11 protein-coding genes and 1 tRNA gene are annotated in these 13,200 nt (G+C 55.2%); 7 read left to right on the top strand and 5 right to left on the bottom strand.

Annotated features, from left to right (window positions below):
• Window positions 1-288 precede the first annotated feature (288 nt).
• Complete coding sequence (locus tag EH206_RS06585) at window positions 289-1,200, bottom strand: DUF808 family protein (protein ID WP_009112006.1); 912 nt, start codon at window positions 1,198-1,200, stop codon at window positions 289-291.
• A gap of 132 nt (window positions 1,201-1,332) precedes the next feature.
• Between EH206_RS06585 and EH206_RS06580 the strand changes: the two genes are divergently transcribed.
• Window positions 1,333-1,536, top strand: coding sequence for a hypothetical protein (locus EH206_RS06580; protein ID WP_040342993.1), 204 nt, complete (start codon window positions 1,333-1,335; stop codon window positions 1,534-1,536).
• Between the two features lie 77 nt (window positions 1,537-1,613).
• A complete protein-coding gene (locus EH206_RS06575) occupies window positions 1,614-2,054 on the top strand; it encodes a hypothetical protein (protein WP_136163921.1) in 441 nt (146 codons plus the stop codon).
• 73 nt (window positions 2,055-2,127) lie between these two features.
• Here the strand turns inward: EH206_RS06575 and dbpA are convergent, their stop codons facing one another.
• Window positions 2,128-3,510, bottom strand: a complete 1,383-nt coding sequence (dbpA, locus tag EH206_RS06570) for an ATP-dependent RNA helicase DbpA (protein WP_009112004.1) — start codon at window positions 3,508-3,510, stop codon at window positions 2,128-2,130.
• Between the two features lie 417 nt (window positions 3,511-3,927).
• Between dbpA and ypdK the strand changes: the two genes are divergently transcribed.
• Window positions 3,928-3,987: a membrane protein YpdK gene (gene ypdK / locus EH206_RS23610; RefSeq protein WP_369750665.1), complete on the top strand. Its 60-nt coding sequence runs from the start codon at window positions 3,928-3,930 to the stop codon at window positions 3,985-3,987.
• 170 nt (window positions 3,988-4,157) lie between these two features.
• Here the strand turns inward: ypdK and EH206_RS06560 are convergent, their stop codons facing one another.
• Together EH206_RS06560 and alaC are read right to left on the bottom strand one after the other, a co-directional pair.
• A complete protein-coding gene (locus EH206_RS06560) occupies window positions 4,158-4,982 on the bottom strand; it encodes a prepilin peptidase (RefSeq protein ID WP_009112003.1) in 825 nt (274 codons plus the stop codon).
• 199 nt (window positions 4,983-5,181) lie between these two features.
• A complete protein-coding gene (gene alaC, locus EH206_RS06555; protein ID WP_009112002.1) occupies window positions 5,182-6,423 on the bottom strand; it encodes an alanine transaminase in 1,242 nt (413 codons plus the stop codon).
• An 831-nt stretch (window positions 6,424-7,254) separates the two neighbouring features.
• Here alaC and dgcN point away from each other — a divergent pair.
• Genes dgcN through EH206_RS06540 form a run of 3 tightly spaced genes read left to right on the top strand, consistent with a single transcriptional unit; the run spans window position 7,255 to window position 10,135 of the window.
• Complete coding sequence (gene dgcN / locus EH206_RS06550; RefSeq protein ID WP_009112001.1) at window positions 7,255-8,256, top strand: N-acetyltransferase DgcN; 1,002 nt, start codon at window positions 7,255-7,257, stop codon at window positions 8,254-8,256.
• Window positions 8,253-9,233 carry an N-acetyl-D-Glu racemase DgcA gene (gene dgcA / locus EH206_RS06545; protein ID WP_009112000.1) on the top strand — a complete coding sequence of 327 codons (981 nt, stop codon included), beginning with the start codon at window positions 8,253-8,255 and terminating at the stop codon, window positions 9,231-9,233. The genes dgcN and dgcA overlap by 4 nt, the downstream gene beginning before the upstream one ends.
• 41 nt (window positions 9,234-9,274) lie before the next feature.
• Window positions 9,275-10,135 carry a D-amino-acid transaminase gene (locus EH206_RS06540; protein WP_009111999.1) on the top strand — a complete coding sequence of 287 codons (861 nt, stop codon included), beginning with the start codon at window positions 9,275-9,277 and terminating at the stop codon, window positions 10,133-10,135.
• Window positions 10,136-10,225: 90 nt separating this feature from the next.
• Here EH206_RS06540 and EH206_RS06535 read toward each other — a convergent pair whose 3' ends face one another.
• Window positions 10,226-12,673: a DUF3772 domain-containing protein gene (locus tag EH206_RS06535; protein ID WP_009111998.1), complete on the bottom strand. Its 2,448-nt coding sequence runs from the start codon at window positions 12,671-12,673 to the stop codon at window positions 10,226-10,228.
• Window positions 12,674-13,048: 375 nt separating this feature from the next.
• Between EH206_RS06535 and EH206_RS06530 the strand changes: the two genes are divergently transcribed.
• A tRNA-Arg gene (locus EH206_RS06530) sits at window positions 13,049-13,125 on the top strand.
• Window positions 13,126-13,200: the final 75 nt, after the last annotated feature.

Raw genomic sequence — 13,200 nt, 5'->3', positions numbered from 1 at the left:
GGCGGGATAAAGACGGCGGGGATTTATCGGTTTTTATCGGCTTATTTTGCTGCTTCGCCATATTCAAACCGCTTTAAAAAACATAAGCATGGCTAATAAAACATCAGGATAAAAATAAAAACTCAATAATTACAATACGATTAATATAAACGTTCGCGGCGGTTAATTAATATTTTTCCACCGGAAGGTTAACGTTATTTTAAAAGGCAAGTTTCTTTCAATCACGCGATAAATAAACACCAGAGCAGATACTATTCCGCTCTGATGTCGCTCACCATATCGCCTAACTTATTTCTTGCCGCGTAAACGGGATATCACCGTTACCGCAAACAGTACGACTGCGCCGACGATAAAACCGATAATCAGGTTGGCCAGGTTGTTCGTCAGCACCGCGCCAAAGCCGCCGAATTTCTCTCCTAAATCGGTAACGGCGTGATGAAGCAGCGGCCAACCGTGAACCACAATGCCGCCGCCGACCAAAAACATCGCCAGCGTCCCGACGACGGAAAGGATCTTCATCAGCCAGGGCGCCGCCACCAGCAGCGCGCCTCCCACCTTTTGCGCCACGAAGGACGCCCGCTGTTCCAGCCACAGGCCCAGGTCGTCCAGCTTGACGATACCGGCCACAATGCCGTATACGCCGACGGTCACTAGCATGGCGATACCGGACAGGACGAGAACCTGATTGAGCAGCGGCGATTCCGACACAATGCCCAGCGTAATCGCCACAATCTCGGCCGAAAGGATAAAATCGGTACGTATCGCCCCTTTCACCTTGTCGTCTTCGTAGCCCGCGGTGTCGGCGGACTGCGCCGCCGCCAGTAATCGCTGCTGCCGGGCTTCCGGCGTTTTTTCCGCTTTATCCCGATGCAGACTGTGCATCACCTTCTCCACTCCCTCATAGCAGAGGAAGGCGCCGCCGATCATCAGCAAAGGAGTAATGGCCCAGGGGATAAACGCGCTGATCAGCAACGCCACCGGCACCAGAAACAGCTTGTTAAGAAAAGAGCCTTTCGCCACCCGCCACACCACCGGTAATTCGCGGTTCGCCTTAACGCCGCTCACCTGCTGGGCATTCAGGGAGAGGTCGTCCCCCAATACCCCGGCGGTTTTTTTAACCGCCATTTTTCCCATCACCGCAATATCATCAAGCAACGTGGCAATATCATCCAGCAGCGTAAGTAAACTTGCTCCAGCCAAAGTGTTGTTCCTTATTCCAGTTCATTAAGTAGACAGTAGGGACAGTCCCGTATTTCAGCACTCAGCATAGACGCAATTGCCGCAAAATCCTACTCGCCGCGTACGGGGAAAAAGGGAGACAGCCACTGGCGCATGGCATTGTGCAACATCCGCAACAGCCCCACGCAAAAGACTCTGCGACAGCTTAAAACCCAGAACGGCCGCTACACGCTCGATACCGTCGCTCGCGTGTCATCCGACAGCATCGCCAAGCTGCATGGTTTTATCGTTCCCACCGTCAAAGATGGCTATAGCCAGGGAAAATACCGCGGGCGACGCAGGCAAATTAAGACTTAACCGAGCGTACCGGCCATGCTGATCGGCGGCCGTTGCTGCTATACTCGATTTTTCACTTTTTCATCAGGTTACCCTTAATGCGCTATCTATTTCCCCTGCTGTTATCGCTGGCGGCCGTGAGTTGCAGTACGTCACAGCCCAGGCTAAATGATGTTCGGTCCGTTCCCCCCAGCCGCCTGATGCTGTATCAGAACACCCCGACCACGCCTTATGCGACGCTGGTGGTCGTGCGGGATAAAGGCTGGCTGGCGGGCACCTGCCGCATCGGCGTGATGATCGATAATGAATTCGCCGGCTCCATCGCCTCGGCGGAGAAAGCCGAGTTCAGGATACCCGTCGGGCAGCATAGGGTCAGTCTGGGGCAGGATGGCTATTATAATAACGCCTGCGTCTGGCGCGATACCTCAGGCAGTCAGACGCCGTTCCTGAAAGCCGGAGAAACCCGCTTCTTACGCATCAGCGGCAACACCGGGGAAGGCTTTACCCTGCAACCCAGCGCGGAATTCGCCGCGCAGTAACCGTCGGCAAGATGGGAATTGCCCTGCTTTGCGTAGATGACAGGGCAATATCGGACGCAGGTGATTGCGCGGCTTACTTCAGCAGCCGCACCTTGCAGCTTTTTCCTTTGATTTTCCCCTGCTGCAACCGTTGCAGCGCCCGTTTGGCGCTGGCATTGCGGATAGCGACATAGGCGTGGAGCGGGAACATATCGATTTTACCGACCTCCGCCGCCGTTAGTCCTGCCTCTCCGGTCAGAGCGCCGAGAATATCCCCCGGACGGATTTTGGCTTTTCGACCGCCGTCGATGCACAGCGTCGCCATTTCCGGCTCCAGCGGGGTCGCTGCGCCGCGACCGATCTCCGCCGCCGGCGTCCAGTTAATGCGTATCCCCAGATAATCCTCTATCAGATGGGCGCGGCTCATTTCCTGCGGAGTACACAGGCTGACGGCCAGCCCTTCCATCCCCGCGCGACCGGTTCTGCCTATGCGGTGCACGTGCACTTCGGGGTCGAAAGCCAGCTCGAAATTCACCACCAGTTGCAGATCCTTGATATCCAGACCGCGGGCGGCGACGTCGGTGGCCACCAGCACACGGCAGCTGCGATTGGCAAAACGCACCAGTACCTGATCGCGATCGCGCTGTTCCAGATCGCCGTGCAGCGCCAGCACGCTTATGCCGCGCGCATCCAGCGCGTCGAACACGCTCTGACAGTCGCGCTTGGTGTTACAGAACACCACGCAGGAAGCGGGCTGGTAGTGGCTCAGCAGAGCAATCAGCAGCGGCACGCGCCGTTCTTTGTCGGTTTCATAAAAACGCTGTTCGATGGCGGGCTTATCCCCGTCGTCGGCGACTTCAAAATTCACCGGCCGGCGCTGCACGCGCGCGCTGATTTGCTCAATCTCCGGCGGATAGGTGGCGGAAAACAGCAGCGTCTGACGGTCGGACGGCGCATAGCCAATCACGTCATCAATGGCTTCGGTAAACCCCATATCCAGCATCCGATCGGCCTCATCCAGCACCAGCACTTTCAGGGCCTCCAGCGATAGCGAACGCCGGCGTAGGTGATCCTGAATACGTCCCGGCGTTCCCACCACGATATGCGGAGCATGCACCAGCGAGTCGATCTGATGTCCCATCGGCTGCCCGCCGCACAGGGTCAGTATCTTGATATTCTGCGCAAAACGCGCCAGACGGCGCAGCTCCTTACTCACCTGATCCGCCAGTTCCCGCGTCGGACACAGCACCAGCGCCTGGGTAGTAAACTCCCCGACCACGATGTGATTGAGCAAACCGATGCCGAAGGCGGCCGTTTTGCCGCTGCCGGTTTTCGCCCTGGCGCGCACATCGGCGCCGCTCAGGATGGCCGGCAACGCCGCCGCCTGCACCGGCGTCATGGCGCTATAGCCCAGCTCATTAAGGTTGGATAACTGCCCGGCGGGCAGCGCGAGGGAGGAAAAAGAGGTTGTGCTCACAGTGATTACTCTATTATTACCAAAGGCAACATGACGAAAGGCGACGCCAGTACAGCGTACGGCGCGTGATTTTGCCGCAATAATAACAGAGATAACCGCCATTGCCCGATTTACCTGCGAAGCGATGGCGAAATCGCCCGCAGACCGCCAAATGCCGGGAATAAAACCCCAACGCTTTTTAATGCTATTTCGGTAAATATAGTGCCTGAGACCTCTTGAATTATGCCCCCTACTCGGCGTAGATTTAGCGCCGATCCCGTTATGATCGGAGCGTGCTCCGGTGATGACAATGGGAAGCTGTTTCCCTGCTGCGAACCGGCAACCGGTGTAAACATTTTCCTTCCATAATAAAACGCACAATCGGGATCATTGCTGGCGTGGTTTCTGCTGGAGAATATATCGGTGAAATATTTTTTTATGGGTATCTCATTTTGTCTGGTTGTCTGGGCGAGTACGTTTATGCTGATGGTGGAATAACCATCGACCATTTGCCCGACAGACACTAATCCGCAGGGCAGGAAGCTAACCAAAGAAACAATTAAGCAGGCTGACGGGGTTACGCCGTCAGCCTATTTTTATGGCCGCCATTATTCTCCCGTCCGACATTTCTGCGCTGTTTTAAACCGCCGGGCTAAATTTCATTATACCTACAAGTGAGCCAACGCCCCCAGCGCCAGCCAGGGCCCAAACGCCAGCGGCCGGTCGGCCTTTTCCCGCCGTAGCCCGCGCCACAACAGCGTAATCATCAACCCGCTCAGCGCGGCGATCAGCAGCAGATTGGGCAGCGCCCGCCATCCCAGCCAGCCGCCCAGCGCGGCCAGCAGTTTAAAATCGCCGTAGCCCAGCGTCTCTTTGCCGCTGAGAAGCTTCACTCCCCAATACAGCAGCCACAGAGACAGGTAGCCCGCAACCGCCCCCACGACCGCCTCATCCAGCGAAACAAAGGTTGCGGAGAAATTAAACAACAGTCCCAGCCACAAGAGCGGCAACGTCAGGCTGTCCGGCAGCAGCTGCGTTTTGCCATCAATCGCCGCCAGCGCCAGCAGAAAGGAACACAGCACCAACCGCCCCCATAGCGCCTCTCCCGGCAGGTATTGCATGCCCGCCGTCAGGAAACCCAGCGCGGCGAGCAACTCCACCAGCGGATATTGCCCGCAAACCGGCCGCCGGCAACAGCGCGATCGCCCACGCAGCCACAGCCAGCTGAACAGCGGGATGTTGTCTTTCAGCGCAATCCGCCGCCGGCAGTGCGGGCAGCGCGAAGGCGGCCAAAACAGGTTGAAACCTGACTCCTCCTCGGGCTCAGGCATCCCCAGATATACCCGCGCCTCACGTTGCCAGCGACGTTCCAGCATGATTGGCAGACGGTAAATAACCACATTCAGGAAGCTGCCGACCACCAGCCCGCTGAATGTCAATAGGCACAGCCACCCTCCATACCATCCTTGCGCGAACGCAGTCAGCCACTCCATGTCCGGCTCCGGCAACCAATCAAGACATAACGTAAACGGCATGCTGGCATAGCCGCTAGCGGACGCCAACCGATTTGGACGGTGTAATATGGGAAGTGCGCGGCGCTACGCAATCAGCGTGAAAAGAAGCGTTGGTCGGGACAGAAAAAACGCGATGGGGATAATTACGCCCCGGTGTTAAACAGACCGGGGCGACGACTCAGGCGGCGGAAATCTTGCCTGCGGAGGATTTTGACGGCGGCAATATGCCATCGGCGCGGAACATCGCCTTGATGCCGCGCACGGCCTGGCGGATACGATCCTGATTTTCAATCAGCGCGAAACGCACATGCGTATCGCCATAGTCACCGAACCCGATCCCCGGCGATACGCATACCTTCGCATCGGACAGCAGACGCTTGGCGAACTCCAGCGAACCTAAATGCGCGTAAGCCTGCGGAATCTTCGCCCAGACATACATCGAGGCTTTGGGTTCGTCCACCATCCAGCCCGCTTCATGCAAGCCGCGCACCAGCACATTGCGCCGCTGGCGGTACTGCTCGGCGATATCCAGCACGCACCGCTGCTCGCCTTCCAGCGCCGCAATCGCCGCCACCTGAAGCGGGGTAAAGGTGCCGTAATCGTGATAGCTCTTGATGCGCGCCAGCGCGTTGACCAGTTCCGGATTTCCCACCATAAAACCGATGCGCCAGCCGGCCATATTGTAGCTTTTCGACAGGGTGAAAAACTCGACCGCAATATCCTTGGCGCCGGGCACCTGCATAATCGACGGCGCTTTCCAGCCGTCATAGACGATATCGGCGTAGGCCAGATCGTGAACCACCAGCACGCCGTACTGTTTCGCCAGCGCGACGACCCGCTCGAAGAAATCCAGCTCGACGCACTGCGCCGTCGGGTTGGACGGAAAACCCAGGATCATCATCTTCGGTGTAGGGATACTTTCGCGGATCGCCCGTTCCAGCTCGTTGAAAAAATCCACGCCCTCGACCAGCGGCACCGAGCGAACCTGCGCCCCGGCGATTACCGCGCCATAGATATGAATCGGGTAGCTTGGATTCGGCACCAGCACGGTATCGCCGTGATCCAGCGTCGCCAGCATCAGATGCGCCAGCCCCTCTTTGGAACCTATGGTGACGATGGCTTCGCTTTCGGGGTCGATAACCACCTGATAGCGATCGGCATACCAGCGCGAAATCGCCCGGCGCAGACGCGGGATCCCTCTGGACGTTGAGTAGCCGTGGGTATCCTCGCGTTGAGCGACCGTGCATAGCTTTTCCACGATATGCGGCGGCGTCGGGCCGTCGGGGTTGCCCATGCTGAAATCGATAATGTCTTCGCCGCGCCGGCGGGCAGCCATTTTCAACTCGGAAGTAATATTGAACACATAAGGGGGAAGACGATCGATGCGCGTAAAACGGCGCGGAGAATGGAAATCAGCCATAATATCCTCGAAATAACGTGAGCGCCCGGACCGTCCGAGCGACGCTGGGACCCGACTTGCGAGCCCGTAATTAAGCTATCCCAGATCGGATAATCTGTCGAGCGGCGCCCGATAAATTTTTTCCGGCGCGGAGATACGGATAACTCCGCCACATTTTGCGATATCAGCCAGAAGCTGCCCCGCCCCGTTCAGCGCTCGTTGACGCCGGGCGATCCAACCGCGTAACGGCTATACCGGCCGACGTTAATCCGTTGGCCGCCACCTGGGAAAATGGCGGTGTTCTTGCCGACGAAACTTTCTCTTATGCCGGAATAAAAATATTGTGCTAAGAAACAGCCTTCTGACAGACATATTAATTATTCTTCTGGCAAACCGTAAAAATATTAGCATTGTTGATATTGATAATACAAAAACCATTTCTGATTAACGAATAAAAAACCAAAAATGGTAATGCATTATTTTTGGGCCCCATTATAAGTCAACTCACCAAAACAGTGCGTTGAAATTACATGATACTAAAAATAAAAAATTATTAAAATCAATAAGATAAAATAATACCCTCGGAGAGGTGATTTCATTTTTTTTATAAAAAACCACAATAGTGGAAAATAAAACCTCAAGACAAAATTTAATATCACAAAAAAAGCAAAAATCTGTATTTAATTTCATAAAAAAAGCAAAAAATCAGCCATTATCACTTAATAATGGTTGTTATTGACAATTATACACCCACAGTTATTATCAATCAGCAATACCCTGTTTCCGCCCAATAAAACTTTTCCGCGAACGTTTTATTAATAAATTACGTTCTGGGACTTACGAGGATGAATAATGGATATCAGAAAACCTTATTTATTATTCCTTGGTGATGCTCACGATCAGCTGGCAGCAAAGGTTGCTATCGGGATTAAGCAATGGCACCCGGAATATTGCGTCGGCCAATATCGTATGGATGGCTGTCACGCCGACTGCGATCTGCCCGATATGGATATCGCCGCCGCCCGTGCGGCAGGCGCGCAAACGTTGGTCATCGGCGTCGCCAACCGCGGCGGAATTATTTCAGAACAGTGGATCGCCGTGTTGCGCCAGGCGCTGGAAAGCGGCATGGACCTGGCCGCCGGTCTGCATAACCGCCTGGCCGACGTAGCGGAACTGCGCGAACTTGCCGCCAAACTGGGTCGTTCCCTGTTCGATGTGCGTCACCCGTCGCAAACCTTCCCGGTAGCCAGCGGACGCAAACGCGCCGGTAAACGCCTGCTGCCCGTCGGCACCGACTGCTCCTGCGGCAAAATGTACACCGCGCTGGCAATCGAAAAAGAAATTTTATCACGCGGCGGTAAAGCCACTTTCCGGGCAACCGGCCAAACCGGAATTCTGATTAGCGGTTCCGGCGTCAGTATCGATGCCGTGGTATCCGACTTTATCGCCGGCGCCGTTGAAACCATCGCTCCGGCGAATGATGAAGATCACTGGGACGTTATCGAAGGCCAGGGTTCGCTGTTTCACCCCTCTTTTGCCGGCGTAACCATCGGGATTATTCATGGCGCGCAGCCGGATGCGCTGGTGCTGTGTCACGAACCTACCCGTAAAACCATGCGCGGCGTCGACTACCCTATTCCCGATCTCGCCGATTGTATGGCCTTGAATTTATCGGCCGCCCATCTCACCAATCCTAAAGCACATTTTGTCGGCATATCCGTCAATACGGCGGCGCTCAGCGAAGCGGACGCATTACGGCTGATGGCCGACCTGGAGAAAAAATTCGGCTTGCCTGTGGTGGATCCATTCCGCCAGGGCGTAGGACGCATCGTCGACCAATTGGCCAGTCTATGATCGAACTCGAACTGTTTCATGAAAGCTGGCCGCTAGAGACAACTTTTACCATTTCGCGCGGCAGTAAAAGTCAGGCCGAGGTGGTGGTGGTTGCGCTGCGCTGCGGCGACATCAACGGCTACGGAGAATGCGTTCCTTATGCGCGCTACGGTGAATCCATTGAAAGCGTGATGGCGCAGATCGCCGCGCTGCATGACGATATTCGCCACGGTCTGGATCGCGAGCAGCTGCAAACCAGACTTCCGGCAGGCGCGGCGCGTAATGCGCTCGACTGCGCCTTCTGGGATCTGGAATGCAAACAGCATAATCAGCGCATCTGGCAGCGCCTGAATCTGCCGGCGCCGGGCATACTGGAAACGGCATACACTCTGTCGCTGGATACGCCGGAGAAGATGCAACAGGCCGCGCGGCAAAACGCCAACCGCCCGCTGCTCAAGCTGAAACTGGCCGATAAAGACGATTTGGCCAGAGTGGCCGCGGTGCGCAACGGCGCGCCGTCCGCGCGCCTGATCGTCGACGCCAATGAAGGTTGGGATGCCGAGCTCTACCTGAAACTGGTGCCGGAACTGGCTGCCCTGGGCGTTGCAATGATCGAACAGCCGCTGCCCGCCGGGAAAGACGGCATACTGGCCGAACTGCCGCACCCGATCCCGATATGCGCCGATGAGTCCTGTCATGACAGCCGCTCGCTGGAAGCGATCGCCGGGTGCTATGAGATGATCAATATCAAGCTGGACAAAACCGGCGGCCTGACCGAAGCGCTGCGCCTGCGCGCAGGCGCGCTGGAGCAAGGGTTGCAGATCATGGTCGGCTGTATGGTGAGCACCTCGCTGTCGATGGCGCCGGCAGTTATAGTGGCCCAGGGTGCGCAGGTGGTCGATCTGGACGGTCCTTTGCTATTACAGCGCGACAGGACCAACGGCCTAGGTTATGACGGCAGTAAAATACCCCCGTCAGAAGCGGCACTGTGGGGCTAAAATACGTTATGCTGCATGAACGACTATTAAGGAGTGTTGTAATGCAACGTCTTGTTTATGTTGATGGGCAATATGTGCAGGAAAGCGAGGCCAAAGTGTCGGTATTCGACCGCGGTTTCCTTTTTGCCGATGCCGTGTATGAAGTGACCGCGGTGGTAAATGGTAAACTGGCCGAGTTTGACGGTCATCTGGCTCGTCTGCAACGCTCCTGCCGTGAGCTGTCGCTTACTCTGCCCGTTAGCTCCGCCGAACTGAAAGATATCCATTACGCCCTGATCGAAAAAAACGACATAAAAGAAGGCGCGATCTATTTACAGTTAAGTCGAGGCAACGCCGGCGATCGCGACTTCCATTTTCCGCCATCTGACGTAAAACCGACGCTGGTGCTGTTCACTCAGGCGCGCACCGTTCTGGAAAACCCGAAAGCGGATACCGGTCTGCATGCCGTAACCTGCCCTGACATCCGCTGGCATCGCCGGGATATTAAAACGGTCGGCCTGTTGGCCGCCTGTCTGGCGAAAGAGTACGCCCATACACAGCATGCCGATGATGCCTTTTTGGTGGAAAACGGATTTATTACCGAAGGCAGCTCTTGCAACTGCTATATCGTCCTGCACGATAAAACCGTGGTGACACGCCCGTTAAGTAACGACATTCTGCACGGTATTACTCGTCAGTCGCTGTTGAAACTGGCTGCAGATGCTCAAATCAAACTGGAAGAACGGCTTTTCACCCCGGAAGAGGCCTATCACGCCAGTGAAATTTTTATCAGTTCGGCGACGACCTTCGTTTTACCGGTGGTCAGGCTTGACGGCAAAACCATTGGCGACGGCAAACCCGGCCCGGTAACCCGCCGCCTGCGGGAAATCTATATTGAGATGGTGAAGCGACAGGTTGAGTAATCCGTAGCCAGATGGCTGACAATCTCATACATAACCAACAGGGATTTCTGCATCCGTGCAGCAATCCCTTTTTAAGTTATACGCTCCGCATCAGACGGGCTTCTCTCCCATGGCGTTGCCATCCGACATGTCAACCGCCGAGTTTTCCAATACCATTCGTTGGGGCACGGCCAAAGGAATGCTGGCTGACCGCAGTCGTTTGATAATCTCAAACAATAGATCGCTTTTCGCCCCGGCGACCAGACGCGGGCTGCTGACATACCCGGTCACGCTCAGCACCATACCGGTCGGAGTAAGCTGACTGAATGAGACCGATGGCGCGGGCGACTCCAGAATCGATTCATGTTCCGTGTAAGCGTCCAGCAGAATGGCTCTGACTTCCTCGGGATCGATATCCAATGGAAACGTCAGCGCCATGGTCGCCACGCCCAGGGCGTTTCCCATGGTAATGTTGCGCACGTTCTGCGAAATAAACTGGGAATTGGGAACAATCACCGTCGAACGGTCGCCCAACTGAATCTCCGTCGCCCTGACGTTAATCCGCCGGATATCCCCTTCCACGCCGCTGATATTCACCAGATCGCCGACCTTGACCGGCCGTTCGGTCAGCAGAATCAAACCGGAAATAAAGTTTTTTACGATCTCCTGCAGGCCGAACCCGATACCCACCGACAGCGCGCTGACGATCCATGCCAGCTTATTCCACTGAATACCCAGCGTCGCCAGCGTCAGCAGAATAATGAGGATATAACCGATATTGCTGAATAACGTCACCAGAGACGCCCGGATGCCGCGATCCATCATGGTTTTGGGAAGAAATTCATCCTCCAGCCAGCGCTTTGACGAGCGCAAGACATAGACCCCGATAACCAGGAAAAGCACCGCATTCACCAAATGGGCGGGCACAATGCTTAACGTCTCCAGCCCCTTGCCGCCCCATAGCTCGACGGCCTTTTGCACCAGAGACAGCGGCGTGGTGGTACCGAAAGTACCGTTCAGTAACGCGACCGCGGCCATCATAATCAAAAAAACCTTTCCGCTGGCGGAAAGCAGCGCCGTTGCCTGCGCCAAATGCCGGTCGTCAAGATTGAGGGAGTTTTTAATGCGTCTCCCGCTGGTATTGTTGGGAGAAAAGACGCTTTCGCAGATATCGGTAATAAATGTCGAGAACAGATAGAGGCATGAAAAAACCATGCCGATCCACACCAGTTCATACATCAGGAACCTGGCCAGCGAAATATAACCAATCACCAGCGAAATAAGCACAGACAGTGAAGTCACCAGTACAGCCAGGTGAATCAACCCGGCCAGCGTAGAACGCGCTTCCGGTTGTGTGCCGGAATGCACCATCTGGCGACGGACCTGATCGCTTTTCAGCGCGATGGTGCCGACGGTAAGGGCCAGAAATAGTGCGGATAAACCATTCACCATAATGGTGGCCGACACCGATGTCCCTACGGTGGCCGTAACCTGGTCAATAACGCCAAACACCAGAATAAACACAGCCGCGACCACCGGGAAAGGCTTCATGGCTTTGGCTACCGGGTTGGAGATCGCCGGCAACCGCCAGGAAGGCCGATGATTCGAGAGAAATGCGCGCCCCAGTCCCGCAATCATCGAACAAAAGACGGACAATTGCGTCAGCACATCCAGAAATGCCGCAACACGTTCAGACGCCTCGCCATGACGGGTAAAGGTGAAGTCGAGTAAATTTGCGGCGATGCCGATGGTCAGCACCGTGGAGATAACGCTGGCCGTTGCCAGAAAACTGCGTCTCAACCGCCCTTCCGGCAATAGATTAATCCCGGCCCAGGTCAGGTATTTCTCCATATAGCGGCGCCCCGCGCTAACCAGCACCGCCGCGACCAACAGATAAAAAGCGGAACCATAACGCCAATCTGGCTCCCAGGAAACCATAAACGCATCGCTTATCTGCTGCTGAAAAGCGCTCAGCTTACTCTGATCTTCCGCCTGAGGCGTTATCAGAGGGGACCAGAAACGCGCGCCCAAAATACTGCCGGAATTCAATGCCAGCTGGGTTTTCAACGCATTACGCCGCAGCGTAACAATCTGTGCCGAAAGATTCGCCGCACTGGCGCGAAACGCCTGAATTTGCTCAATCTGCGCATCCACCTTCGCCTTTTGCGCGTTCAGACTGTTGCGCTTGCGGGTGACTTCATTGGTTTCGTTGATGGAAGAACCCGGCTCAGGCGCAGGCCCCAACACATCCAACTGCGCCTGTAACTGCTCGCGAAGCGGCGCGACGGTAGCGGACAGATCGTCGGCGCTGCCGACCAGTAGCTGCGTGGTATCGTTCAAGGCACCGAATTTACTATCGCTGTTGGCGCCAGAAACCTGCTGCTTAATGTCGTCCAGTTGCTTTTGCAGCTTCACCAGTTCGGCATCAACATTTATTCTCACCGGAGTTTCATCTGGTGATGGCCGAGGAGCCGGATCTGCCGCCGCCACATACCCGACGGGCGATATCAACATTGCCAACAGAAAAATACGCAATAACGCAGATAACAAAGTACGCATAAATCGCAAGGTTCCCAGATTCGACAGAAGTGACGGATTTTAAAACAACCGCACGCGTCAGACAGGTTAAATTATCGTTCATCAATGATGCAGTGTAGCAACAGCAGGTTCCGCCGAACATGCCTACGTATAAACATACAAAGAATTACCGAACAGGCACAGCAGATAAGGATGAAATAGCCATACTTTCATCACCTGGCATGATAAAGCTCGCCGCGGTACAAAAACAGCGTTAGAGAGGAAGATATCCCCCCGGGGTTGTACAGGGATTCGCCGTATGGCGGAAATCAAACGCCAATCCGTTGACTCACCGGGGCGGGTGGGTATAATCCAGCCCACTATTACTGCAACGCATTGTAATACTCCTCTCGCAATGCGCCCTTAGCTCAGTTGGATAGAGCAACGGCCTTCTAAGCCGTAGGTCACAGGTTCGAATCCTGTAGGGCGTACCATTTCGAAGTAAACAGACGTCAGCCTACGTCTTTTTTATGCCTGAAATTCAGTCAATTAGCCTTGATTCGGCAATT

Origin of the sequence: Brenneria nigrifluens DSM 30175 = ATCC 13028 (genome assembly GCF_005484965.1) — a bacterium.
GTDB lineage: Bacteria > Pseudomonadota > Gammaproteobacteria > Enterobacterales > Enterobacteriaceae > Brenneria > Brenneria nigrifluens.
Note: the sequence above shows the minus strand (reverse complement) of the source record. Positions and strands in the feature narration are given on the sequence as shown.